We start from the raw sequence: 24100 nt of genomic DNA on the forward strand, positions 1-24100 counted from the left end.
TAGGAATATTAGCTTATATTTAATGGATGTCCTGTAAAAAATAAGTATGGAGTTATTGGTTTTGGCCTTGGTGGTACTCTTTATCATTGTGGCCACGGTAAAGTTTAAAATGCATCCCATTTTTTCATTGACCATTGCCGCGGTGGCCTCTGGCTTCTTTCTAGGGTTGTCTCCAGCTGAGATCATGAAAACTATTGGCGATGGTTTTGGCAAAACACTCTCAGGTATTGGATTGGTTATTGCATTTGGGACAGTCATCGGTATTTATCTGGAAAAAACCGGAAGTACCCAGGTTCTTGCCAGCAGTATTTTGAAGATAATCGGTCTAAAACGTTCGCCTTTGGCCATAAATTTGGCGGGATATGTTATTTCGATACCTGTATTTTGCGATTCAGGTTTTATAATTCTTTCATCCTTGAACAAGGCCATTAGTAAGAGAACTGGTATTCCAGTAATGGTCTTTGCCATATCCTTGGCCACGGGGCTGTATGCGGCCCATGTTTTTGTGCCACCAACCCCGGGGCCTTTGGCTGCAGCAGCTTTATTGGAAGCTGATTTGGGTTTGGTATTGCTCTTGGGCCTAGCGGTATCCATACCTGTTTCACTGGCTGGGTATTTTTGGGCCAAGCTCATTGGAAAATCCTTGAAGGGGGATGTAAAGGGAGATGACGTATCGGATAAAGAAGAAGCTCAGCTTCCTATAAAACCCATTCAGGCATTTATGCCGCTCTTGGCGCCCATAGCGCTTATAGCTATGAAATCCATTGTCAACTATCCCACTCATCCTCTGGGGGAAGGGGTTATTTTTCAACTGCTTGACTTTTTGGGAAATCCCATCATGGCCTTGTTGGTAGGGGTGTTCTTTGCCCTGTCCTTGGGAAGAAACGTACCCGCTGAGGAGAAGGAAGGTTGGGTTCCAGAAGCATTTAAACAAGCTGGGGCCATAGTTTTAATTACGGGCGCAGGAGGAGCTTTTGGAGCTATTCTACGTACCATGGACATTGCTTCCATGATTAATTTGGAGTCCAGTTCGGGTGTAGGTGGATTATTGATTGCCTTTTTGATTGCTGCAGTACTGAAAACCGCCCAAGGGTCGTCTACAGTGGCCATCATAACCACTTCGGCCATTATAGCGCCTTTGTTGGAGAGCTTTGGTTTGATTTCTGCCACGGATAAATCGTTGGCGGTATTGGCCGTTGGAGCAGGGGCTATGACCGTTTCCCATATTAATGACAGCTATTTCTGGGTGGTTTCCCAATTCTCGAATATTACCGTTAAAACCGCTTTGAGGGGACACACTTTAGGAACCCTGTTTCAAGGTGTCGTGGGTATTTTGATGGTTATTTTACTGTATTTTATGCTGTGATACACACAAGTCACTCAATAATGATGCTTTGTGAATACTCTTGAACCACTGCAAAATAACCCAAAGGGAATTCATTGGGAATTTTCAGGTTGTCAAAATAATCGATATTATCAAGCTCGGTCACATCAAAAATGTTTCCACGTACGGTTGCCGCTGGTGTTTCAAACACTCCAAAATTATCTTCCGTTTGTTCAATAAGAAGATTCATGTAATTATAAAAAGATTGATCTGCACCCAATATGCTAATAGAAAGTTCTTGGCCAGGCTCAAATTTTTGATCGTAGAAGTAAGAAAATGTAAACTGCTGGCCTTGGATAAATTGATCATCCACAGTGTTGAAATTCCCAAAACCCATATCGAAAATGTAGTAATTTTTCCGGTCGGGATTATCTGTAAATGTAATGATCACTTCGGTTTCATCCTCATCAAAAAGTGTATTGCTCCCAATTACTAGGGAATCTATAGGCACCGCAGGTATATAAGTGGTGCTTGCGTAATAGCGCTTGTCTTCCCAGGTAATTTGTAATAATATTTCCTCTCCTTCAAGACTCTCAAAGCTTTCACGGGACCTAACACCTTCATAGATTCCAGAACCAGGATCGTTATAGTCAACCAAAGCTGCACCTGCCAGTGTAATCTGTTCTAAGTTGGTCACTGGGATTTCACCAAAAAAAGAATTAGTAAGGCTAACCTTTACGCGAAGGTTAACGAAGTTTGAATTTGGATTGACACGTATTAGAGCATTCACAATCAACCTAGGTTCTTCTTGGGGGACATTTACCTCGATTACGTCCTCACATCCTAAAAGGGAAAAGAATGCGATACATGTCGAAAGGTTTTTAAACAGATATGATTTCCAAAACTTCATATTCACTGTATAGTGAGGTTCTCTGAAAATTCTTGCACTACGGCAAAATACCCCAAAGCATACTCATCAGGACGCTCTACATTGTCAAAAATATCGATGTTGTCCAATCCAGTAATATCAAACACGTTACCACGAACGGTAGCAATAGGGGTCTGAAAAACACCACCGGTGTCTTGTGTTTGTTCAACCAGTAGATCCATATAGTTATAAAATTCCTGATCGGCCCCTAAAATACTTATAGCGATGTTTTGTCCTTCATTTACATTACCATCATAGAAATAGGAAAATTGAAATTGTTGCCCCTGAAAAAACTGGTCTTCCAAGGCTTGGAAATTTCCAAATCCAAAGTCGAAAACATAATAATTGGAAACTTCGGGGGCATCTGTGAAGGTTACAATGACTTCAATATCATCCTCATTAAAAAGGGTGTTGTCCCCTTGTTCCAAATCATCAATAGGTACAGTAGGGGCATATTCCGTTCTGGCATAATAATTTTTGTCTTTATGGCTTATCTGGAGGATAAATACAACACTGGGTTCTGCAGCCGTTGTCCTAATACGCTGGTCCGATGAAAAATTTGGGTCAGGAACATAAATCCCTGTGTTTGGGGACTCTTCGGCCAGTGAGGAAAAAGCCAGCTCCGTAAATTCCCCAAACTCATTTGGAATACCGTAGGCAATCACGGCACTTTCCACTTGTGTTATGGTGTTTTCCTCAAAAAAGCCCGTGGTTTCCTTCATTTCAATACGTACATCAATGAATTCCTGGCTTTTATCTACACGTAAAAGTCCATTTACGATGAGTCTGGGTTCAGTTTTTGGGAGATTTACCTCAACCACATCTTCGCAGGAGAAAAACGTTAAAAATGCAAGTATGTAGTAGAATGCTTTTTTCATAACGTTAGAATCTAAAGTTATAAGTTATAGACGGGATAATCCCAAAAATTGAGGTGCGAATGGCCTCATTTCTACCCGTGTCCTCATTTTCCCTAAAGTTGATGGAAGCTGCATTTTTACGACTGTACAGATTGTAAATGCTAAATACCCACTCGGATTGCACTTTTTTTCGTTGATTTCTTTTTGGGGTCAAGATGGCAGAAACATCCAACCTATGGTAGTCCGGCAATCTTTCTTTATTTCGAAGGCCATAGTAAGGAACCACCAGTCCTTCAAATTCAAATTGACCTATGGGATAATTGGTGGGTTGCCCGGTCTGGAATATGAAGTTGGCGTTAAAGCTCCAAGAGGGGCTCAGTTCATAACTGCCATACAGGGCAAGGTCGTGTCTCTTGTCGTAGGGCGTGTTGTACCATTGCCCAAGATTAATGCCTGTTTCAAGGTCGGAACGACCGGTATCAATTCCTAGGGCCCTAAGGTCTCTTCCAGGTGTGCGCTGTTCCGATTTGGACCACGTATAGGCCACCCAACCCTTTAGGCGTCCCTCATTCTTTCGAATCAGAAATTCCAAACCATAGGCACGGGCCTCTCCATTTAAAATAATCTGTTCTATGGCGTTATTGGCAATTAGATTTGCGCCGTCGATATAATCTATCCTATTTTGAATTTCCTTGTAGAAAGCTTCAGTTTCAAAAGAGAAAACTCCATCCTTGATGTTCCTAAAATATCCGATGGCATATTGATCCAACAATTGTGGTTCTACAAATGGTCCGCTCGGTGTCCACACATCCAATGGGGTAGGGGAACTGGTATTGGACAATAAATGAAGATATTGGGCCAAACGGGTATAGCTTGCCTTAACGGAGCTTTTACCATCAAAATTATAGGAAGCCGATATCCGTGGTTCCAGATTGAAAAACTTTTTTAGCGTTCCACTTCTACCGGGATTGATGGTATCTATGGGTTCCGCTTCCCGATATACCAAGGAAAATGGGTCGAACAATACTGGATTGTCATTTTCGTATACATAGAATTCATCCTGTCCAAATCTGTTAAATTGACTGGCCCTTAAGCCATAACCCATACTAAGATTGTCCGATATCTTATGCTCCACATCAATATAAATAGCATTCTCATTGGCATATTTTTTTGTCAACTGCTCCTCAACAATACCAGAGTCAGGGCTATTGGGGCGTATTCTTCCAGGATTGAACACATAGTAAGTGTTGTGCATACCATAATTGAGTTGAAGCTTATCGTTAACGTAGTGTTTTAGGTCGTATTTAAGGTTAAAGTTTTGAATTCCCGAATCCCAGTCAAACCCCACAAAATCAAGCTCCAAGCCATAAAAATAATCAGAATATATTAGTGACAAATTGGAGAAAAGTTTGTCTGAAAATAAATGGTTCCATCTAAAATTTCCCACTGCATTGCCATAGGTGTTTACAAAATTATCGTTGATGCTAAAAAGGTCCCTTCCAAAATACCCGGATAGGAAAATGCTGTTCCGGTCATTTATTTTATGGTTGATTTTGGTATTCAAGTCATAGAAATAGGCTTTATTATCCACATCGAACAGGGGAAGAAATAGATGGGCGTATGACGCTCTTCCGCCAACTAAAAAAGCGGTTCGGTCTTTGGTGATGGGACCTTCGAGTAGCAATCTGCTGGCCACGGCACCAATTCCTCCGTTAACCTTAAAGTCTTTGCTGTTGCCTTCCTTTTGAAAAATCTCCAGCACCGATGAGACCCTGCCCCCATATCTGGCAGGTATACCTCCTTTAAAAAGTTTGACATCTTTGATGGCATCGGGATTAAAGACTGAAAAGAAACCAAACAGGTGGGATGAATTGAACACAGTGGCTTCATCCAATAGGATGAGGTTTTGGTCCGCCGCCCCGCCTCTGACATTGAATCCGGACGAAGCTTCACCAGCATTGGTGACCCCGGGTAAAAGGATGAGGGACTTGATTACATCGGCTTCACCAAGTACCACGGGTATTTGCTTAATGGTTCTTACGGCCAAGGTGTTTACACTCATTTGGGGTTTTCTGATATCCAGACGTTCCGCATTGTCTGTAACCACCACCTCTTCCAACTCTTCTGCGGCTTCCAGAAGGTTGAAATCTTTCTTTATATTTCTATCAAGACGTATGGTTTCCCTGATGTCCTGAAACCCTAGATAACTCAAAACCAATTCGTATTCTCCTTGAGGTAAGGTAATGGAGTAAAAGCCATATTCATTGGTGGTGACTCCTGTTTTTAAGGATGGAATGGCTATGGTGACCCCTATTAGTGTTTCATTGCTGTTGGCTTCCGATACGGTACCGCTCAGGGTGAATTTTTGTTGCGCTTGCAGAAAACCAAGTTGAAGCAACAATGTAAACAGGAGAAAAAAGTACTGTTTGGACATTCAATGGGTTTTACTAAAAGTACACATTTATCCGAGACGGCAAAAATAGAATGTACTATCTCTCAACCTATTAAACCTATACCAAAAACAGAAAGGGTGCAAAACCAAATTGGATTGGTTTGCACCCTTGTGTAGATGAATTTCAATATGTTGCTACGCGATACCTTCTAAAATGGTATTAAGCGTGTTGCTAGGGCGCATGGCCTTTGATGCCAATTCTGGGTTTGGCAAGTAATATCCGCCAATATTTACACTAGTACCTTGGGCGTCTATCAATTCTTGGGCAATCTTTTCTTCGTTGGAAGACATGGTATCGAATACTTTGCTGAAAACCGATTTCAGTTCGGCATCTTCATTTTGGTTTGCCAACGCCTCTGCCCAATACAATGCCAAATAAAAATGGCTTCCACGGGTATCCAATTCGTTTACTTTTCGGGAAGGGGATTTGTCGTTGTCCAAGAATTTTTCAGTGGCTTTATCCAATGCATCTGCCAATACCTTGGCTTTGGAGTTGTTGTTTTTCTCACCGTAATGTTCCAAAGAAACGCCAAGGGCCAAGAACTCGCCCAAGGAATCCCATCGCAAGTGACCTTCTTCCAAAAACTGTTCAACGTGTTTGGGAGCAGAACCACCGGCACCGGTCTCAAATAGTCCACCACCGTTCATCAAAGGAACAATGGAAAGCATTTTGGCACTGGTGCCCACTTCCAGAATGGGGAAAAGGTCAGTAAGGTAGTCCCGTAGCACATTTCCGGTCACGGAGATGGTATCTTCACCATTTTTGATGCGTTCCAAAGTAAATTTGGTAGCTTCAAGAGGGGATAGGATTCGGATATCCAAACCTTGCGTATCGTGATCTTTTAGGTAAAGGTTGACTTTTTTGATGAGTTCGGCATCATGGGACCTGTCTTTGTCCAACCAAAAAACGGCAGGCGTGTTGGTTGCCTTGGCTCGGGTTACGGCCAATTTCACCCAATCCTGGACAGGAGCATCTTTTACTTGGCACATTCTCCAGATATCGCCCGCTTCAACCTTGTGCTCGATTAAGGTTTTTCCTGTTGAGGTATCCACCACCTTTACACTTCCGTTTTTCGGAATCTCAAAAGTTTTGTCGTGAGAACCATATTCCTCTGCTTTTTGCGCCATAAGACCAACATTGGGGACCGTTCCCATTGTTGTGGGGTCAAAAGCGCCATGTTCCTTGCAAAAATCAATGGTAGCTTGATAAATGCCTGAATAACTGCTATCTGGGATGATGGCCTTGGTGTCTTGGAGTTTTCCGTCCTTGTCCCACATTTTCCCGGAGTTCCTGATCATAGCGGGCATGGATGCATCGATGATCACATCACTGGGCACATGAAGGTTGGTAATTCCTTTATCGGAATTTACCATGGCCAAATCAGGACCGTTTTCAATGCTGGCTGCAATGGCTTGCTCAATTTCTTTATGTTGGTCATCTGGAAGCTCGGATAATTTGTCCAAAAGAGTTTCCAAGCCATCATTTGGGTTGATACCCAATTTTTTGAATGTATCCCCGTATTTTGAAAACAGATCTGCAAAATATACTTCTAGGGCATGGCCAAAGATGATAGGGTCGGAGACCTTCATCATGGTTGCCTTAAAGTGCAATGAAAGTAGAAGGTTGTTTTTTTGGGCATCGGCTATCTCGTTGGTCAAGAACTCCACCAATGCATTTTTGCTCAATACAGTCGCGTCAATGACCTCTTCTTTTTGAAGGGTGACTTTATCTTTCAGTACGGTTGTGTTTCCTTCCGTGTCCAATAGTTCAATGCGAACATCACCGGCGTGATCCATGGTGAGCGATTTTTCATTGGCTTTGAAATCGCCATGGGTCATGGAAGCTACATGGGTTTTGGAATTGGAAGACCATTCTCCCATACTGTGCGGATTTTTTTTGGCGTAATTTTTTACGGCCTTGGGAGCTCTTCTATCCGAATTTCCTTCTCGTAATACAGGGTTTACGGCACTTCCCTTAATCTTGTCATACCTTGCCTTAATGCTTTTTTCTTCGTCATTTTTGGGCTCATCGGGGTAATTGGGTAGGTTGAACCCCTTTCCTTGTAATTCTTCAATAGCTTCCTTAAGCTGAGGAATTGAAGCACTGATATTGGGCAGTTTAATGATATTGGCCTCGGGCGTTTTAGCCAAATCCCCCAAAATGGTCAAATCATCTGAAACTTGTTGGTCCTTGTTCAGAAATTCTGGAAAAGCAGCAGCTATCCTACCTGCCAGAGAAATATCTTTGGTTTCAATAGTGACATCTGCAGTTTCGGTAAAGGCTTTTACAATGGGTAAGAAAGAAAGGGTTGCTAAGGCTGGAGCCTCGTCGGTCTTGGTATAATAAATTTTGGCCATTTAAATGTATTTGTTTGAGCGGTGCAAATATACGACATATGAATGGTGATGAATATACCGAATAAAGTAAAAAGGGTACAAAAATGGAGGGGAATGTGAAAAAACAAAAGCCATATCTATGTGTAAACATTGATATGGCTTTCTGAAAAGTACTTACAGCATTGTTCTGTGTTGCTACAAAACCACAAATCCTAAGATCTGTTCCTGTTTTCCTTTTAACGTTTGCTTTGCTTCCTGTCCTTAATTTTTCAACCAAACAACTTTCCGCAAAGTGTACCGATAGTTTCCTAAATTCTATCAAAATGGAAAATTGCTCTTCCATTCGCACATAAAATTCATCATTTCTCCTCAAGCAGCCTGAGCCTTACCTTGTCTTGAAATTCCTTTTGTGATCAGTAGTGTTACTAATTAAAAAGGGAAACCACAGCTTTTAAAGAACGTCAACTTTAAAATAGAAATACGAAACTGATGGTATCATTTTCATTATTTCTTCTGCTAAGATAGGATTAAGCGGTAGATATCCAAATTTTATAACCAATTAAAAATCAACAATATATAAACTACTGTTATTAACAATTGTTCATAAAAAAAGCACCTTGAAAAGGTGCTTTTTATTTGCGTTGGGGTTTTATTATCCCCTAATCTCTTTGATACGGGCTTTTTTCCCGGTAAGACCTCTAAAGTAGAAGATTCTAGATCTACGAACTTTACCTTTCTTGTTCACTTCAATACGTTGCAAGGCAGGCATATTGATAGGGAAAATTCTTTCTACTCCCACAGTACCAGACATCTTTCTGATGGTGAAGGTTTCAGTGGCACCACTTCCTCTTCTCTGGATTACAACTCCTTTGAAGAACTGGATACGGGTTTTTTCACCTTCCTTGATTTCGTAGTATACCGTGATGGTATCTCCAGAAGAAAATTTTGGGAAATCTTTTTTTGGAACAAATTCGTCTTCAACAAATTTCACTAAGGATTCCATGATATTTTTTTTAAGTGTTTTTCAAAATCAACTTTCACGGATTTCGTCAGAGGTTGAATTTGAGATTGCAAAAGTAATGCAATATTTAGAATTGGCAAGCGGTTTTTTGCACTTTAAACATTTTCTTGACCCAATCTTTTCTTTTTTACTTGATTCATGGCGAACAGAATCAGTCCAATGGCAAAAAGGCCATAGGGGAGAGGCCCTACCACCGACATTATTTTATTGGCTTGTAATAGGGAATCAACTCCGTTTTTTGCTGCAAGGAAGTTCCAAAGGTATCCGCCCAATGAAAACACTATGGATAAGATTTGCCCAACGAGCATTAAAATGGTTGCGGTGTTTCTTTGCTTTAGCACCAAGATGATGCAGGCAATCAGAACAATCAGTTGTATCAAGCCGTAGAATAGTCCACCAACGGCGAAATAAAGGGAATCGTTGTTTTCCATGTAAATTATTTTAATAGATCAGGTCTTCGTTGGTTGGTGCGTTCCAAGGCTTGTTCTTCCCTCCATTTCTCAATTTTTGGAAAGTCACCACTCAATAAGATTTCGGGAACCTTTTGCCCTTTATACTCGGCGGGCCTTGTATAGACTGGAGGGGCCAATAAGTTGTCTTGAAAAGTGTCGGTAAGTGCGGAGGTCTCGTCGTTGAGAACTCCTGGAAGCAGTCGGATAACAGCATCGCACACAATGGCAGCGGCCAATTCCCCGCCCGAGAGAACATAATCACCCACGGAGATTTCTCGCGTAACAAACATATCACGCACTCGCTGGTCTACGCCTTTATAGTGTCCGCACAGAATTATTAGGTTCTTCTTTAATGAAATCTCGTTTGCCATGCCTTGGTTCAATGTATTTCCATCAGGAGTCATGTAAATTATTTCGTCATAATCCCGTTCGCTCTTTAGTTTGGAAATGCACTTGTCAATCGGTTCTACCATAAGAACCATACCCGCACCACCACCAAACTGGTAATCATCAACCTGTCTATATTTACCTGTGGTGTATTCCCTTAGATTGTGAAAATGAACCTCTACAAGGTTTTTTTCAATGGCTCTTTTTAATATGGAAGCCTCAAAGGGGCTTTTTAGGAGTTCTGGTAAAACGGTGATGATATCTATCCTCATGGGTTAAGGCAATAGGGTCAAAAATAAAGGTTGATCTACTTGGGGTTTGCCCAAAAATAATGAAAGAATGCAGTTTCTTTTTTCCAATCCAGGCGTTCATATAATTTTTGGGCCGGGTTGTCTACAGCAGTCTCCAAAGCAAGTCCTTTGTACTCCATTCGTTGACAATGCTGCTTTGCTTGTTGTAACAGTGCTTCGCCAACTCCTTGTTTCCGATATTCGGGGGAGACATACAAGTCGTTAAGAATGTAAAAAGGACGCATGGAAACGGAAGAAAAGGTTTTGTACAATTGTGTAAAACCAATGGGGGTTTCATTATCCATCGCCAAGAAAACAACATTGTCCCCATTTGAAAAACGTTCCTCAAGAAAGGTTTTGGCCGCTTTTAGGTTTGAGGGCTGTCCATAGAATACCCTATATGCATCAAAAAGTGGTATGATAAGTTTCAGGTCAGCGGATGTAGCCTTTTTTAGGGTCATGAAGTTCGTTAAAAAGGCTTCCCTTGAGGAAGCCTTATTGTTACTTTTTCTGTTTGTTCAATTCGTCCTGTAATTGACGGCTTATTTTTTGCTCGCGTTCCAAGGCCCGCCTTCTGTGCTCTTCATATTCTTTTTCTAAATCGGCTAGTGCAGATTTAGCCTGATGTGTCAAGAAATTGCTGTTTCTGAATCGGTATATGAAAAAGAGCAGGAACAGTAAAAGAGCAAAAATGATGGACCATAAAATAAAATTGTAGGTCCCTTTGCTAATCAACGCGCCAAAAAAGGAAATGCTGTCCTTTTCTTCGGTAACGGTATTTAGTTTATTGGTGGTATCCTGCAATTTAGAATTAAGGTCTTCTATTTGGGCCTCGTTACCAGTAATGGTGGCAGAAAGATCTTTTATGGTCTTGCTTGCGGTGTTTATGGAATCGAAAATATTGTTTTTGACCTCATACAGATCGGATAGTTTAATGACCTCATACCTGATGCCATTGGCTCTGTAATTACCTGATTTCCGTTCCAGTTCTTCAAATTGCCCGATCAAGGTATTGTTTTCATCTGGGGAAGAATCCTCTTCTTGGGCAAAAATTGCAGAAAAGGAAGTCAGTAGGGCTAGGGTCAATACAACTGTTAAATGCTTCATGGTCAATAGTATTCTCGTATTAAATTTAGATTAAGGGTAGGGCGAAATTACACCAATAAACCAAAAATCAAAAGAAAAACCTTATCACTCCAGTTGGGGCACTTCCAATCCAGACCACTAATAATACGTATAACGCCTAACCTTGGCTATGTATTTTGCCAATCGAATGACCTGATGCGAATAACCATATTCATTGTCATACCATATATAAAGCACCAAGCTTTTACCATCGCCGGATACCAAAGTGGCCTTGCTATCGTATATGGAGGGAGCTGAAGTTCCCACAATATCGGAAGACACCAATTCATTGCTGAGGGAGTATTTTATTTGTTCTACCAAATCCCCTTCCAAGGCATATTTCTTTAATATGGTGTTTACACCTTCTATGGAAGTCTTGTTTTTCACTTCCAGATGCAAAACCACAAGAGAACCATTGGGAACTGGTACACGAATGGCATTGGAGGTCAGCTTCCCTTTCAAGGATGGCAGAGCCTTGGCTACTGCTGCTCCTGCACCAGTCTCTGTGATGACCATGTTCAAGGCGGCAGCGCGACCCCTACGGTACTTTTTGTGCATGTTGTCCACCAAATTTTGGTCATTGGTGTACGCATGTATGGTCTCCAAATGCCCTTTTCTAATCCCTAGGGAATCTTCTATAACCTTTAATATTGGTGTAATGGCATTAGTGGTGCAAGAGGCTGCAGAGTATATTTTAGTCTTGTCTGGATCAAACTCTTTGTGGTTTACCCCATGTACAATGTTTGGGACTTCTTTTCCGGGAGCGGTTAGTAATACCCTGCTCGCACCTTTGGATTCCAAATGTCTGGACAATGCTTCCTTATCCCTGAAAGCCCCAGTGTTATCAATGACCAAAGCGCTTATTATACCGTATTTGGTATAGTCGATGTCTTCGGGCTTTTCGGCAGTGATGAACTTTACGGTGGTGCCATTAATGATGAGGGCATTGTTTTTTTGATCTATATCCACGGTGCCCATAAACTGACCGTGAACAGAGTCGGTTCGGAGCAATGCGGCCCTTTTCTCGAGAACTTCCGCATTTAGTTCACCGCGAACTACAATGGCCCTGAGCCTTAATTGACTGCCTCTTCCGGTTTTTGCCATAAGTTCTCTGGCCACTAGTCTTCCAATTCTTCCAAAACCATAGAGAACTACATCTTTAGGTTTTATTTCCTTGGAGAATTGAGCATCCTTGAGCTTATCCAGTACAAAAGATTTTACATTGAGATGGTTGTTTTCATCTGAATGATATTCGTAGGTAAGCTTGCCAATGTCCAATTTTGCCGGCGGTAAATTGATATCGTTTATGGCCCTCAAAATTTCGACCGAATCAAAAATGGAAATCGGTTTCTGGACAAACTCCCCAGCATATTCATGCAAGTTGATGATGTCACTGACATTTTTATCGATGACTTGATTTTTAAAGAGAACCACTTCAATGGCTTTATCATACCATAGGTCGCTAATGATCTTTATGAATTCCGTGGTCGCTTTTCTTCGGTCTGCCTGAAAGGCAAGTTCCTTTTCGTAGGACTTGATGTCGCTCATAGATTATTTGATACGTTTGTTTAGTTAGCTATTTTTGACAAAATTAGATATTTCAAACGTTTTCGTAAAAGAATTTCGATATAAAAAAAGCACCTTGGTAGAGGTGCTTTCTTAGTGAGTATTTCAATGTTTTTATTGTAGGATCATATGTTCTTTTTCCCCTTTTTCATTGATCATGGTAAAGCTGGTGCGGCCATACCTTGAGATTTCCCCGAAATGACGTTTGGCATCTTCAATGTTGTCAACTTCATTGCCATCAACTTCTGTGATAACTTTATTTTGAAGACCATATCTTCCATAGGCTTGGGGAACATCTATAATCTTGACACCCTTGGATACTCCAAATTTCTTTTTGTCTTCTTTGGATAGGTTTTTAACGGTAAATCCGGTCATGGGCAAAACAATGCTGGATTGTTTTTTTAGGGTAACTCTTTTGGAGACACTCTTTCCATCGCGATCTACAACCACTTCGACTACATCACCAGGTCTTTTGGAAGATAGATATCCGGATAATTCTGAAAACTTATGGACTGCAATGTTGTCCACTTGCTTAATAATATCCCCTTCCTGAAGGCCGGCCTCTGCAGCGCCGGATTCTTCTGTTACTTTGGAGACGTACACTCCATCAGAAATACTAAGCCCTCTTTCTTCTGCAAGGGCAGAGGTAAGGTCACCTCCTTGGATACCCAACAATCCTTTTTGAACGTTGCCAAATTCCATGATATCCTCAACTACTTTTTTGGCTATGTTACTGGGAACAGCAAACGCGTAGCCTACATACGAACCGGTTTGAGAGGTAATGGCAGTATTGATTCCAATTAAATCACCATTGGTATTGACCAGGGCACCACCACTGTTGCCAGGATTTACAGCCGCATCGGTCTGGATAAAGGATTGGTTTCTGCCCAAAGACCTTGCCTTGGCACTTACAATTCCGGCCGTAACAGTTGAGGTAAGGTTAAAAGGGTTGCCAACGGCCAGTACCCATTCCCCGATCTTGGCATTGTCTGAATCTCCAAACGCCAAATAAGGTAGGGGTTCTTCAGCATCGATTTTTAAAAGTGCAATGTCGGAATCGGCATCGGAACCGATCACTTCTGCATCATAAGTTTTATTGTTGTTTAGGTTCACCTGCAATTGACTGGCATTGGCAATTACATGGTTGTTGGTGACAATGTAGCCATCGGGAGAGATGATCACGCCCGACCCAGACCCGATCTGCGGGGTTTGTTGGCGTTCAAAACCATAAAAGAAATCCGATAGACTGCTCGGGCCTTTGCTCAAGGTCAAGTTTTTCACGTGCACAACAGAGTTTACCGTTTTCTCCGCAGCCAAGGTGAAATCCACTTCATTGATTCCAGCCCCCAATGCCGATGTTGGCAGGTTGCTTGTGCTCAATACGGGTATGGCTTCCTGGGAAGCAGACCAGTTGAGATTGTCTTTCTCAAAAAATAATTTGTACGCTCCGAGGGTAATTGCCCCTGCAAATAAGGATACCAGAAATAAACTAGCTATTCTCTTCATAATCATTACTAATTTAACATTTAGCTCTAACAAAATTAAAAGAATTCAATTTTTGGCTTTATCGGTTTAACTCGTTTTTAACTACAAAAAAACTCTTAAAGAATGCCCTATATTTGTTCCTTTGTAGGGAATTATGAGGTTACAGTTTTATAAATACCAAGGAACGGGAAACGATTTTGTGATCATCGACAATCGTCAGGAGCTATTTCCCAAAAACGACTCCAAGCTTGTGGCGCACTTGTGCGACCGACGGTTTGGGATAGGTGCGGATGGACTTATTCTTTTGGAGAATGATGCAAATTCGGATTTTAAGATGGTGTATTTCAATGCAGATGGGGCCGAGGGCAGCATGTGTGGGAATGGAGGTAGATGTTTGGTGGCGTTCGCCCATTTTTTAGGTGTAATTGGCAATGAGACCACTTTCAATGCTGTGGATGGGTTACACCATGCTACCATAGATGGAGACATGGTGAAGCTAAAGATGGTAGATGTTGATGAGGTTCGCGAAAAGCCCAACTATAGTTTCTTGGATACAGGTTCTCCACACCATGTTCAACTCGTGCAAAATCTGGAGCATTTTAATGTCTCAAAGGAAGGAGCTAAGCTCCGATACGGAATCTATGGGGAATCCGGGAGTAATATCAACTTTGTGGAGCAATCAGGGAATGATGCCTTTCAGGTGAGAACCTACGAGAGAGGTGTTGAAAACGAAACGCTCTCTTGTGGAACAGGAGTCACTGCCGTGGCTATTGCCATGCACCAATCTGGGAAAACCGCATCCAAGGTCGTAAAGGTGCAAACCCCAGGGGGCAAGCTTACCATAAGCTTTGAGCGACAAGACGATATCTATACGAACGTCTTTTTGCAGGGGCCAGCCGTACAAGTATATAAAGGTGAGATAGTATGTTAAGCTTACAAGGAGAGCAAATATACTTAAGAGCTTTGGAGCCAACAGATTTGGATTTTCTATATCAGTTAGAGAACGATACTTCCATTTGGGAAATCAGTGGTACCATAAAACCCTATTCAAAAAAAGTGCTTCGGCTGTATTTGGAAAATGCCCACAGAGATATCTATGAAGTAAAACAGTTGCGGTTGTGCATCTGCAATTTGGAAGACAAATGCATTGGTTTGATTGATGTATTTGATTTTGACCCTAAGAACCGAAGGGCGGGAATAGGTATTGTAATTGCCAACCCTGAAAATCGGAATAAAGGCTTGGGGGCAGAAGCTCTTGAATTGTTGTGTGATTACACCTTTTCTGTTTTAGACCTTCATCAATTGTATGCCAATATTCTGGAGGAAAATACCAGCAGTATCCATTTGTTTGAAAAGTTGGGGTTTGAAAGAATAGGAGTGAAAAAGGAATGGATTCGGACCAATACGGGATTCAAAAATGAGATAATGTTTCAAAAGATAAGAAAGGATGTACCTTAAAAAGATACTTTGGACAGTGGCCTTGCTCGGACTTTTGGTATGCGGCTTTGTTGTTTATCAAATTTATAATGCCATTTTTAGCCCAAATACACAGTTCAATAATAATGAAGCCTTTGTATATATCGCTTCAGACGACACCTTCACGGATGTAAAAACGAGTCTGGAGCCTTTATTGAAGGACTTGTCCACTTTTGAGGCCGTTGCCAAAAGAAAAGGGTATGTCGCCAACATAAAAGCTGGAAAATATGCCCTTAAAAAGGGGATGAACAACAACGAAATCATCAATACCTTGCGCAGTGCCAACATTCCGGTTCGGGTGTCCTTCAACAACCAGGAATCTTTGGAATCTTTGGCGGGCCGTATATCGGAACAGTTGGAGGCGGATAGCATATCGCTTTTGCATGCGTTCAATGATGCGGATTTCCTTCGCGAAACCAATTTTGATGAAGACAGTAAGTTGGGCATGTACCTTCCTAATACCTATGAATTCTTTTGGAACACCAAGGCAGAAGGTTTTCGTGACAGGATGCTGAAGGAATATCAATCATTTTGGAACGAAGAGCGCCTAGAAAAGGCCAAAGAACAGAACCTTACCCCGGAACAGGTGATTGCCTTGGCCGCAGTGGTGCAAAAAGAAACAGCCAAAGTGGATGAACGCCGTAGGGTGGCGGGGGTCTATCTAAACCGAATCCGAAAAGGAATCTTGTTACAGGCCGATCCCACGGTGATTTTTGCCATTAAAAAGGAAACGGGGAATTATGACACCATAATTAAAAGGGTGCTCTACCGTGATTTGGAGATGGATTCCCCATACAATACCTACAAATATGCCGGGGTTCCACCGGGTCCCATTACCATGCCCGATATTTCATCCATAGAAGCGGTTCTCAATCCAGAAAAACACGAATATCTTTATTTTGTGGCCGATGTTTCCAATTTTGGATATCACATGTTCGCCAAAACTTTAGCGCAACACAACCGAAATAAGGTGCAGTATACCCAGTGGTTAAATGAGCAAAAAGTACTCAGGTAACACGGTTCGTCGTTAATTTTCAGCGCTTTAACGTATTTTAAGCCTCTTTTAAGAAAATCTTAGGAGCTTTACTACTGTTAAAAAAAAGTCTCCCCCTATATTTGCCGGCCAAATTTAATTTCAACGCTTTTGGTGTTGGAGACTTAAATAGCAACGTTATGAAAAGATGGATAGGTTTTATATTACATCTTGCCATGATTGTAATTTTAACAAGTTTTGGTACGTATACCGTTATGAAAAAAGTGAATCACGAGATACCGGATTCGCTTCAGGTTACGGCCAGCTTAGAGCAATCAGTTCAGTTGGATTCCATTGCGGATTCTGAAATTGATGTGATGACCCCTCCTTTTTTGGGAAAAGCCTATAACGGCTTTAAGGATGCCCTTGCATTCAAGGAATCCCAAGGAAAATATCATGTAGTGAACACTTTAGGGTATTTGGGTAAATATCAGTTTGGGGGAAGCACCCTAAATTTGATGGGCGTCTACGATATGGACGGTTTCTTAAATGACCCGGTGCTTCAAGAAAAAGTTTTTGATATTAACATCGCCCGTAATAAATGGATATTGCGTAGGGATATCAAACGCTTTAACGGAAAAAGAATTGGGGGAATCAAGATTACCGAGTCAGGTATTTTGGCAGCGGCCCACTTAGCTGGAGCTGGAAATGTGAAGAAATACCTTCGGTCATATGGTCAGGATGATGTGGCTGATGCCTTTGGAAGTAGTATCTCTTACTATATAAGGAAGTTTGCAGGGTACGATGTTTCCATCATTCCGCAGAAAAAAAATCCAAAGATTTAATACGGTAAGATAAAATACAATCAACCCCGGAATTGTTGTTCTGGGGTTTTTTTATGCCTGAATAATATATATGGTTGGGCGTTTGTCTAAATCTACTTCTTGTTCGCCCCACTCATGTGCACTTTTGGTCTGGATGAACTCCGAGGGAAGCGTAATGTCACAGGCAATACACAAACGCGTATTCTTGTGCAGGGTCCTCACCAATTCCTTGACCAACTTGTTGTTGCGATAAGGGGTTTCCATAAAAATCTGTGATTGACCTTTTTCCCTTGACAGACGTTCTAGATTTTTTATCATGCTCTTTCGCTCGTTGTTGTCTATGGGAAGGTACCCATTGAAGGCGAAATTCTGCCCATTCATTCCGCTGGACATCATGGCCATTAAAATGGAGGACGGCCCTACTAAAGGAACGACCTGGATTCTTCTTTCGTGGGCTATCCGTACCACATCGGCACCAGGGTCTGCAATACCTGGACAGCCTGCTTCAGACAATAGCCCAATATTAAAACCATGAATGCAGGGATCTAAATAGGATGGGATAACAGTGGGATCGGTATACTTGTTCAGGGACTCTATGTGTAAATTGGGTTGCGATTTGCCCGGGCTCACCTTTTTGATGAAATGCCGAGCGGTTTTCTCATTCTCAACAATATAGTGATCTATGTTTTCAATGGTTCGCTTAATGGAAATGGGCAGTACTTCGAGTGGAGCATTGTCCCCAAGTGTTGTGGGGATTAAATACACCTTGCCCATGACCAACCCCGGTTTAACCTCTTGTTCCATAGGTTTAATTTAGTTTTTTTGCTATAGCTTCACAAGCTATGTCGATCATTTGATATACATCTTCAAAACCGCTTTCCCCTCCATAATAGGGGTCGGGCACCTCTTTAATACCTAAATTGACCTCATCCAAAAGCAATTTTACCTTGCTCATTTCTTCTGTAGTTTTGGTCAGGTTGATTACACTTGAAAGGTTGCTTCGGTCCATCACATAGATCCAATCAAACTCTTTGAAATCCATCTGTGAAAATTGCCTGCACTTTTGGGAGCCAATGTCCAATCCATATTTCTTTGCCACTGCAACTGATCTAGAGTCAGGAGCATTGCCTATATGGTAACCGGCAGTTCCGGCGGAATCGACAAACACCTTGTCAGAATCTACCTTGGATTTTAAAATGCCTTCGGCCAATGGTGATCTGCAAATATTGCCCAGACAGACCATCAACACCTTGGTTTTCATTATGTAATTGAGGTTAAGAGAACTTTTTGTTCAAGTCTTCGATATACTTTCGGAACTGTTTATCGGTTTCAGCAAGATTATCCACGGTTTTACAGGCATGCAATACAGTGGCATGATCTCTTTTTCCAATTTGTGAACCGATACTGGCCAAAGAGGCCTTGGTGAACTTTTTGGCAAAGAACATGGCCAATTGTCTAGCTTGTACAATATGCCGTTTTCTGGTTTTGGATTGAAGCGTGGCCACATCCATTTCAAAATAATCGGACACCACTTTTTGGATGTAATCTATGGAAACCTCGCGCTTGGTATTCTTTACGAACTTCTCCACAACCTGCTGGGCCAGTTCCAAGGTCACTTCACGCTTGTTGAATGAGGATTGTGCTATCAGCGAAATAATGGCGCCTTCCAACTCGCGAATATTGGTCTTGATGTTCTTAGCCACATGATCAATGATTTCATCGGGCATTTCAACACCGTCACGATACAGTTTGTTCTTTAAAATTGAAACACGGGTTTCGTAATCAGGACTTTGCAATTCGGCAGAAAGTCCCCATTTGAAACGGGATAGCAATCGCTGTTCAATATCTTGCATATCAACAGGTGCCTTATCCGAAGTTAGGATAACCTGCTTTCCGTTTTGGTGCAAGTGGTTAAAAATATGGAAGAACACGTCTTGTGTTCCAGATTTACCTGAGAGAAACTGTACATCATCAATAATGAGGATGTCAATCAATTGATAAAAATGGATAAAATCGTTACGGGTGTTCTTTTTTACCGATTCAATATATTGTTGGGTGAACTTCTCCGCAGATATATAGAGTACCGTTTTTTCAGGATACTTGTCTTTTATTTCCACCCCGATGGCATGCGCCAAGTGGGTTTTTCCCAAACCAACCCCACCAAAGACCAAAAGAGGGTTAAAAGAGGTTCCACCCGGTTTATTGGCCACGGCCATTCCGGCAGATCTAGCCAAACGGTTGGAATCCCCCTCCAAGAAATTGTCAAAATTGTAGTTGGGATTTAATTGGGATTCTATTTTTATGTTCCGTATCCCGGGAATAACAAATGGGTTTTTCAGCTCGGGACTTTTGGAGGTAATGGGCACGTCCAATTCCTGGGGTGCAACAGCGGTACGGTTGGAACTTGGAATCTGTTCGGTGAACGGTTCTTTGTTCCCGTACTTGTTCTCCATTTTAATAATGTAGATCAATTTTGCGTTACTGCCCAATTCACGAGTTAAAGCCACTTTTAAAAGCTTAACATAATGCTCTTCCAGCCACTCGTAAAAAAACTTGCTGGGAACCTGTATGCTAAGTGCTTTTTCGGTGAGCTTAATAGGTTTGATGGGTTCAAACCAAGTTTTGAATGCCTGCGGTTGGATATTATCTTCGATAAAAGCCAAACAGTTGTTCCATACGGAATTAGCAGTAACACTCATGAAGTTTTTCCTCGTTTTTTGTTGGTTAGTAATAACACTTTTAGATGTAACATCTAGGGGTATTTAGATGCCCAATGGATGCGACAAATATGTGAACAAATCTTTTAAAAAAAAAATGAAATGCACATTGAATAATTTGTTTTTTTTTCGCATGTTACCCTAATGTTAACCAAGTCTCTAATATATAATTTTTCATTTAAAATATGGGGTTAAATTCGCATTCTTTTCGGGTACGTTATGGAGAAACTGACCAAATGGGTGTGGTTTACCATGGCAACTATGCCCAATACTTGGAAATGGGTAGGGTGGAATGGCTAAGGGACCTTGGGGTTACTTACCGAAGCATGGAAGAGAACGGTGTTATGCTACCCGTAATTTCTTTGCAGATAGACTACAAAAAATCTGCGCTTTACGATGATTTGATCACGGTGGAGACTTCCCTGACAAAAACGCCTCTGGTAAAAATTGAGTTCGACTATAAAATTTATAATGAGGACAGGGAACTTTTGGCCACGGCCCATACCGTCTTGGCGTTTATGGATAAAAAGACCAACCGCCCCATGAAATGTCCGGAATACATTTTGGAAAAGCTGGAAAGATAATATTTCCGTTAAAGCAAAGTCACCTTATATAGGTATAGGGTTAAGCACGTTTTCTTGTAGCTTCTGTAAAAAAGTACCGCAAATTAACCTGAACTTGAGTCAGGACTTGCACTTGAACTTGAGTTTGAACTTAGGTTTGAGCTTGGTCATGGTTCTTCATTCCATTTTCTTAACACGAACATGCTGCATCTCTTCAAAAAACAATAGAGTCTGTTCTGCCTCGCTTTCCCGAACTGAAATGACCAGTCTGCAATCTATCTCCATTTTTTGGGAAACAATTTCCAGATTTCGTTGTTTAATGCCTCGCATCACCTTGTCCATTTCGGGGTAATCAAAATGCAATTGAAATTGGGCCGTTAGTATTTTTTTAATGATTTTGGCATCTTCCAGTGCCATTTGTGCGGCAGCACGGTAAGCTTGGATCAGGCCACCTACGCCCAACTTGGTTCCTCCAAAAATACGTGTCACCGTTATCAATACATTGGTCACTCCAAAAGACTGTATTTGGCCGTAAATGGGCATTCCGGCAGAATTGTTGGGCTCACCATCATCATTGGCGCGATAGGTATGTTCCTTTTCCCCTAATTGCCATGCGTAACAAACGTGGTTGGCAGTATGGTGTTTTTTGCGAAGTTCTTCTACAATGGGTTTTACCTCATCTTCGGAAGAAATGGGGAAAGCTTGGGCAAAAAATTTACTTTTCCGGTCTTTGAATAGAAGCTCTGTTGTGGGCTGCGCTATGGTTTTAAAGGTATCTTCCTGCATTAAAACAAAGCTACAAGGATTATGCTCAATACGGCCAAAACCACACCGCTCCAATTCTTCATGCTAAGCCTTTCCTTGAACATCAGTATCCCCACAAGGGTCGAAAACATGACGATGGCCACATTGTTCAGCGTAAACAGTGCGGCACTTTCCAGCATATCGGAGCGCAGGGCTCGAATCAAAAAGAAAATGGAAAAGTAATTGGGAACGCCCAATGCTATCCCACCCAACACATTTTTTAGGTTGATGCGCAATGGGTTTTTAAAGGCCTTGAAGCCAATAAAAATAAATCCTGTTAAGGCGGCGCACCCGAATACCATGGAAGAGAAGAGAGGGATTTCTTGGGAAGTGAGATGTTGCTCTTCAAAATATTTAATGCTGGTGTCGATAACCCCAGAACCCAAGAAAACCAAGGTGGGCAATATCAGGTCCTTTTTATGGATGGTAATGTGCTGCTCCTTTAATGAAGCCAGATAAACGGCCACCAGGGCCAGCAATATTCCAATGATCTGCCATGCGGACAGATGCTCTTGATAGAACAGTACCCCAAACAGTACAGGAATGACCAGTGACATTTTGGTGGCCACAGAAGCCACAGATACCCCTGCAACCTGCGCGGTTTTGGCCATCAGATTAAAAATGGTGATGAAAAGTACTCCCAGAAAAATTGGGCCCAAAAACCATGAAGATTCAACAGCGTCACCCATTTTCACGGGACCTTCATAAACGAAGAGTCCAACAATGCAGGCCACCACATAGTTGACAATGATGGCATACAGGGTTTGGATTTTGTAAACATCAAATAGTTTAAAGACCACAAATATTAGGGTGGAACTCAGAATGCTCAAGGCCAGGTCCATCATTTACAGATAACGTTTAAGTTGGGTGATGTCTTCTTGGCCTACCAAAAGGTTCCAAGTGTGAATGCCGAGCTCGGCCGCCGCATCTGTGTTCTCTTTGGTGTCGTCCACAAACAAGGTTTCGGATGGGGTTAAGTCGTTTTGCTCTAATACGAATTCAAATATCTCCGCATCAGGTTTGCTCATTCCCATTTCATAGGACAGGTAGAACACCTCAAAGACATCCTTGAACCGATTGAACTTTTCCATTCCCATTTGCTGTTTTATATATTCAATATGTAGGTCATTGGTGTTACTCAACAGGAAAAGGCGGTGTTGGTTTTCTTTGGCCAATTGTTCCAGAAAGGTAAGTCGCTTATCGGGAAAATCCTTTAAAATGGAATTCCATGCATAGATCAAATCGGGTTCTTTGGCCTCTGGGAAATACCCTGAGACTTGTTCAAGGAATTTCTGGGAATCCAAAGCTCCTTTTTCATAAGCCAAGAAGAGCAAGCTCAATTCCGGAGTAATGCCCGAAAAACCAAACTTGATCATCTCCCGGGCTATCGCTGGCTTGTCCAGATTGATGAAAACATCCCCAAAATCGAGTATAATATTTTTAATCATTGGTAAAAACGGATAAGGTATCGGTTAAAATAGATTGCTCGCTTACAAGATGTCCATGGAGTTTTGGCGCAGGAAGTCCACTTTCAAAAATGGATGTTCCTGTAAAGACCCGTGCCTCGTCCCACAAGTTTTCTTTGATAAAGGTTTGAAGGGTACGCGAACCACCTTCAATGATGATGCTGGTTATTGAATGTTGATACAGCACATGGCATATTTGGGAGGCAATCGCCTTTGAAAAGTCAATGATTTCATAAACAATACCTTCGGAATAGCAGGATGCATCTTTGACTTGGGTCAGGACTAGGGTCTTTACAGTTTTGTCCAAAACGTGAAAAGTGGTGCCAATTCTCAAATCCCTGTCCAAAACCACCCTCACCGGGTTTTTTCCGTTCCAATCACGGGTGGTTAGCTTTGGATTGTCCATCAATACGGTTTGGGTCCCCACCAAAATGGCCTGCTCTTGGCATCGCCATTGGTGCACCATTTGTTTGGAATAGGGGTTGGTGATCCAAAACGGTTCCGGGGTGCTCTTCCTTAATTTTGGATCTGGGGCTATAAAACCATCTTGGGTTTCTGCCCACTTCAATATAATATAGGGACGCTTTTTCTCTTGAAAGGTCAAAAAGCGCTTAAGATGACTGCGACATTCTTCCTCCAAAACCCCAACGGTGACCTTGCACCCGGCTTCACTCAGTTTTTGGATGCCTTTTCCGGCCACCTTGTCATGGGGGTCTTCAATCCCTATGATTACTTCCGGGATTTTATGCTCAACGATCAAATCGGCACAGGGAGGTGTTTTTCCATAATGGGAGCAGGGCTCCAAGAGAACATACAGCTCAGCTTTGGGAAGCAGGCTTTTATCCTTTACGGAATGAATGGCATTCACCTCGGCATGGGGTCCGCCATAAGGACTGGTATATCCCTCACCAATAATCTTTCCTTTATGCACAATCACACAACCTACCATAGGGTTCGGTGCTGTGCTGCCCAGTCCTTTTTTGCCCAGTTCAATGCATCTGAGGATGTATTTTTGGTGTATCTTCACCCAACAAAAATAGAACAATAAAACAC

At 41.9% G+C, this 24100-nt stretch carries 24 protein-coding genes; 6 read left to right on the forward strand and 18 right to left on the reverse strand.

Annotated features, from left to right (window positions below; translation table 11 throughout):
- The first annotated feature begins 46 nt into the window (after positions 1-46).
- Positions 47-1366, forward strand: coding sequence for a GntP family permease (locus tag EZV76_RS09035; RefSeq protein WP_136566216.1), 1320 nt, complete (start codon positions 47-49; stop codon positions 1364-1366).
- 10 nt (positions 1367-1376) lie between these two features.
- Here EZV76_RS09035 and EZV76_RS09040 read toward each other — a convergent pair whose 3' ends face one another.
- The 11 genes from EZV76_RS09040 to EZV76_RS09090 form a co-directional block, all read right to left on the reverse strand.
- The gene (locus EZV76_RS09040) at positions 1377-2234 is read right to left on the reverse strand and encodes a DUF4249 family protein (RefSeq protein WP_136566217.1); all 858 of its coding nucleotides are present in this window, start codon (positions 2232-2234) and stop codon (positions 1377-1379) included.
- Between the two features lie 2 nt (positions 2235-2236).
- The gene (locus EZV76_RS09045) at positions 2237-3130 is read right to left on the reverse strand and encodes a DUF4249 family protein (protein WP_136566218.1); all 894 of its coding nucleotides are present in this window, start codon (positions 3128-3130) and stop codon (positions 2237-2239) included.
- Between the two features lie 4 nt (positions 3131-3134).
- A complete protein-coding gene (locus EZV76_RS09050; protein WP_136566219.1) occupies positions 3135-5543 on the reverse strand; it encodes a TonB-dependent receptor in 2409 nt (802 codons plus the stop codon).
- A gap of 153 nt (positions 5544-5696) precedes the next feature.
- Positions 5697-7919: an NADP-dependent isocitrate dehydrogenase gene (locus tag EZV76_RS09055; protein WP_136566220.1), complete on the reverse strand. Its 2223-nt coding sequence runs from the start codon at positions 7917-7919 to the stop codon at positions 5697-5699.
- Positions 7920-8550: 631 nt separating this feature from the next.
- Positions 8551-8901, reverse strand: a complete 351-nt coding sequence (gene rplS / locus EZV76_RS09060) for a 50S ribosomal protein L19 (protein WP_136566221.1) — start codon at positions 8899-8901, stop codon at positions 8551-8553.
- A gap of 113 nt (positions 8902-9014) precedes the next feature.
- The gene (locus EZV76_RS09065) at positions 9015-9350 is read right to left on the reverse strand and encodes a hypothetical protein (RefSeq protein ID WP_136566222.1); all 336 of its coding nucleotides are present in this window, start codon (positions 9348-9350) and stop codon (positions 9015-9017) included.
- Positions 9351-9355: 5 nt separating this feature from the next.
- Positions 9356-10030 (reverse strand): tRNA (guanosine(37)-N1)-methyltransferase TrmD, encoded by a 675-nt coding sequence (gene trmD, locus EZV76_RS09070; protein ID WP_136566223.1) that lies wholly within the window; start codon positions 10028-10030, stop codon positions 9356-9358.
- Between the two features lie 35 nt (positions 10031-10065).
- The gene (locus EZV76_RS09075) at positions 10066-10509 is read right to left on the reverse strand and encodes a GNAT family N-acetyltransferase (protein ID WP_136566224.1); all 444 of its coding nucleotides are present in this window, start codon (positions 10507-10509) and stop codon (positions 10066-10068) included.
- 40 nt (positions 10510-10549) lie between these two features.
- A complete protein-coding gene (locus EZV76_RS09080; RefSeq protein WP_136566225.1) occupies positions 10550-11155 on the reverse strand; it encodes a tRNA (guanine-N1)-methyltransferase in 606 nt (201 codons plus the stop codon).
- A 117-nt stretch (positions 11156-11272) separates the two neighbouring features.
- Positions 11273-12721: a glyceraldehyde-3-phosphate dehydrogenase gene (locus EZV76_RS09085; protein ID WP_136566226.1), complete on the reverse strand. Its 1449-nt coding sequence runs from the start codon at positions 12719-12721 to the stop codon at positions 11273-11275.
- Between the two features lie 132 nt (positions 12722-12853).
- Entirely contained in the window at positions 12854-14245 is a 1392-nt protein-coding gene (locus tag EZV76_RS09090; protein WP_136566227.1) for a trypsin-like peptidase domain-containing protein, read from the reverse strand.
- Positions 14246-14378: 133 nt separating this feature from the next.
- Between EZV76_RS09090 and dapF the strand changes: the two genes are divergently transcribed.
- From dapF to EZV76_RS09110, 4 genes are all read left to right on the forward strand, one after another.
- Positions 14379-15155, forward strand: coding sequence for a diaminopimelate epimerase (gene dapF / locus EZV76_RS09095; RefSeq protein ID WP_136566228.1), 777 nt, complete (start codon positions 14379-14381; stop codon positions 15153-15155).
- Positions 15149-15682, forward strand: a complete 534-nt coding sequence (locus EZV76_RS09100) for a GNAT family N-acetyltransferase (protein WP_136566229.1) — start codon at positions 15149-15151, stop codon at positions 15680-15682. Before dapF ends, EZV76_RS09100 begins: the two co-directional genes overlap by 7 nt.
- Positions 15672-16715, forward strand: a complete 1044-nt coding sequence (gene mltG / locus EZV76_RS09105) for an endolytic transglycosylase MltG (protein WP_136566230.1) — start codon at positions 15672-15674, stop codon at positions 16713-16715. The genes EZV76_RS09100 and mltG overlap by 11 nt, the downstream gene beginning before the upstream one ends.
- Before the next feature lie 158 nt (positions 16716-16873).
- Entirely contained in the window at positions 16874-17518 is a 645-nt protein-coding gene (locus tag EZV76_RS09110; RefSeq protein WP_136566231.1) for a lysozyme family protein, read from the forward strand.
- A 51-nt stretch (positions 17519-17569) separates the two neighbouring features.
- Here the strand turns inward: EZV76_RS09110 and EZV76_RS09115 are convergent, their stop codons facing one another.
- Genes EZV76_RS09115 through dnaA form a run of 3 tightly spaced genes read right to left on the reverse strand, consistent with a single transcriptional unit; the run spans position 17570 to position 20196 of the window.
- Positions 17570-18301, reverse strand: coding sequence for an SAM-dependent methyltransferase (locus EZV76_RS09115; RefSeq protein WP_136566232.1), 732 nt, complete (start codon positions 18299-18301; stop codon positions 17570-17572).
- Positions 18302-18305: 4 nt separating this feature from the next.
- Positions 18306-18758: a low molecular weight protein-tyrosine-phosphatase gene (locus EZV76_RS09120; protein ID WP_136566233.1), complete on the reverse strand. Its 453-nt coding sequence runs from the start codon at positions 18756-18758 to the stop codon at positions 18306-18308.
- A 13-nt stretch (positions 18759-18771) separates the two neighbouring features.
- Positions 18772-20196, reverse strand: a complete 1425-nt coding sequence (gene dnaA, locus EZV76_RS09125; protein WP_136566234.1) for a chromosomal replication initiator protein DnaA — start codon at positions 20194-20196, stop codon at positions 18772-18774.
- Between the two features lie 203 nt (positions 20197-20399).
- Between dnaA and EZV76_RS09130 the strand changes: the two genes are divergently transcribed.
- Positions 20400-20798 carry an acyl-CoA thioesterase gene (locus tag EZV76_RS09130; protein WP_136566235.1) on the forward strand — a complete coding sequence of 133 codons (399 nt, stop codon included), beginning with the start codon at positions 20400-20402 and terminating at the stop codon, positions 20796-20798.
- A 156-nt stretch (positions 20799-20954) separates the two neighbouring features.
- Here EZV76_RS09130 and EZV76_RS09135 read toward each other — a convergent pair whose 3' ends face one another.
- From EZV76_RS09135 to ribD, 4 genes are read right to left on the reverse strand one after another with little or no spacing between them, the layout of a single operon-like run.
- Entirely contained in the window at positions 20955-21563 is a 609-nt protein-coding gene (locus EZV76_RS09135; RefSeq protein WP_136566236.1) for an IMPACT family protein, read from the reverse strand.
- The gene (locus EZV76_RS09140; RefSeq protein ID WP_136566237.1) at positions 21563-22426 is read right to left on the reverse strand and encodes a GRP family sugar transporter; all 864 of its coding nucleotides are present in this window, start codon (positions 22424-22426) and stop codon (positions 21563-21565) included. Before EZV76_RS09140 ends, EZV76_RS09135 begins: the two co-directional genes overlap by 1 nt.
- Entirely contained in the window at positions 22427-23029 is a 603-nt protein-coding gene (locus EZV76_RS09145; RefSeq protein WP_136566238.1) for an HAD family hydrolase, read from the reverse strand.
- Positions 23022-24074: a bifunctional diaminohydroxyphosphoribosylaminopyrimidine deaminase/5-amino-6-(5-phosphoribosylamino)uracil reductase RibD gene (gene ribD / locus EZV76_RS09150; RefSeq protein ID WP_136566239.1), complete on the reverse strand. Its 1053-nt coding sequence runs from the start codon at positions 24072-24074 to the stop codon at positions 23022-23024. Before ribD ends, EZV76_RS09145 begins: the two co-directional genes overlap by 8 nt.
- Between the last annotated feature and the right edge of the window lie 26 nt (positions 24075-24100).

It is taken from the genome of Flagellimonas alvinocaridis, from assembly GCF_004916895.1.
Taxonomy (GTDB): Bacteria; Bacteroidota; Bacteroidia; order Flavobacteriales; family Flavobacteriaceae; genus Flagellimonas; species Flagellimonas alvinocaridis.

What these genes read in the sequence shown, in the direction of transcription:
- EZV76_RS09035 (WP_136566216.1), top strand. Translation starts at nt 47, where the DNA reads ATGGAGTTATTGGTTTTGGCCTTGGTGGTACTCTTTATCATTGTGGCC.
- EZV76_RS09040 (WP_136566217.1), bottom strand. Translation starts at nt 2,234, where the DNA reads ATGAAGTTTTGGAAATCATATCTGTTTAAAAACCTTTCGACATGTATC.
- EZV76_RS09045 (WP_136566218.1), bottom strand. Translation starts at nt 3,130, where the DNA reads ATGAAAAAAGCATTCTACTACATACTTGCATTTTTAACGTTTTTCTCC.
- EZV76_RS09050 (WP_136566219.1), bottom strand. Translation starts at nt 5,543, where the DNA reads ATGTCCAAACAGTACTTTTTTCTCCTGTTTACATTGTTGCTTCAACTT.
- EZV76_RS09055 (WP_136566220.1), bottom strand. Translation starts at nt 7,919, where the DNA reads ATGGCCAAAATTTATTATACCAAGACCGACGAGGCTCCAGCCTTAGCA.
- rplS (WP_136566221.1), bottom strand. Translation starts at nt 8,901, where the DNA reads ATGGAATCCTTAGTGAAATTTGTTGAAGACGAATTTGTTCCAAAAAAA.
- EZV76_RS09065 (WP_136566222.1), bottom strand. Translation starts at nt 9,350, where the DNA reads ATGGAAAACAACGATTCCCTTTATTTCGCCGTTGGTGGACTATTCTAC.
- trmD (WP_136566223.1), bottom strand. Translation starts at nt 10,030, where the DNA reads ATGAGGATAGATATCATCACCGTTTTACCAGAACTCCTAAAAAGCCCC.
- EZV76_RS09075 (WP_136566224.1), bottom strand. Translation starts at nt 10,509, where the DNA reads ATGACCCTAAAAAAGGCTACATCCGCTGACCTGAAACTTATCATACCA.
- EZV76_RS09080 (WP_136566225.1), bottom strand. Translation starts at nt 11,155, where the DNA reads ATGAAGCATTTAACAGTTGTATTGACCCTAGCCCTACTGACTTCCTTT.
- EZV76_RS09085 (WP_136566226.1), bottom strand. Translation starts at nt 12,721, where the DNA reads ATGAGCGACATCAAGTCCTACGAAAAGGAACTTGCCTTTCAGGCAGAC.
- EZV76_RS09090 (WP_136566227.1), bottom strand. Translation starts at nt 14,245, where the DNA reads ATGAAGAGAATAGCTAGTTTATTTCTGGTATCCTTATTTGCAGGGGCA.
- dapF (WP_136566228.1), top strand. Translation starts at nt 14,379, where the DNA reads ATGAGGTTACAGTTTTATAAATACCAAGGAACGGGAAACGATTTTGTG.
- EZV76_RS09100 (WP_136566229.1), top strand. Translation starts at nt 15,149, where the DNA reads ATGTTAAGCTTACAAGGAGAGCAAATATACTTAAGAGCTTTGGAGCCA.
- mltG (WP_136566230.1), top strand. Translation starts at nt 15,672, where the DNA reads ATGTACCTTAAAAAGATACTTTGGACAGTGGCCTTGCTCGGACTTTTG.
- EZV76_RS09110 (WP_136566231.1), top strand. Translation starts at nt 16,874, where the DNA reads ATGAAAAGATGGATAGGTTTTATATTACATCTTGCCATGATTGTAATT.
- EZV76_RS09115 (WP_136566232.1), bottom strand. Translation starts at nt 18,301, where the DNA reads ATGGAACAAGAGGTTAAACCGGGGTTGGTCATGGGCAAGGTGTATTTA.
- EZV76_RS09120 (WP_136566233.1), bottom strand. Translation starts at nt 18,758, where the DNA reads ATGAAAACCAAGGTGTTGATGGTCTGTCTGGGCAATATTTGCAGATCA.
- dnaA (WP_136566234.1), bottom strand. Translation starts at nt 20,196, where the DNA reads ATGAGTGTTACTGCTAATTCCGTATGGAACAACTGTTTGGCTTTTATC.
- EZV76_RS09130 (WP_136566235.1), top strand. Translation starts at nt 20,400, where the DNA reads ATGGGGTTAAATTCGCATTCTTTTCGGGTACGTTATGGAGAAACTGAC.
- EZV76_RS09135 (WP_136566236.1), bottom strand. Translation starts at nt 21,563, where the DNA reads ATGCAGGAAGATACCTTTAAAACCATAGCGCAGCCCACAACAGAGCTT.
- EZV76_RS09140 (WP_136566237.1), bottom strand. Translation starts at nt 22,426, where the DNA reads ATGATGGACCTGGCCTTGAGCATTCTGAGTTCCACCCTAATATTTGTG.
- EZV76_RS09145 (WP_136566238.1), bottom strand. Translation starts at nt 23,029, where the DNA reads ATGATTAAAAATATTATACTCGATTTTGGGGATGTTTTCATCAATCTG.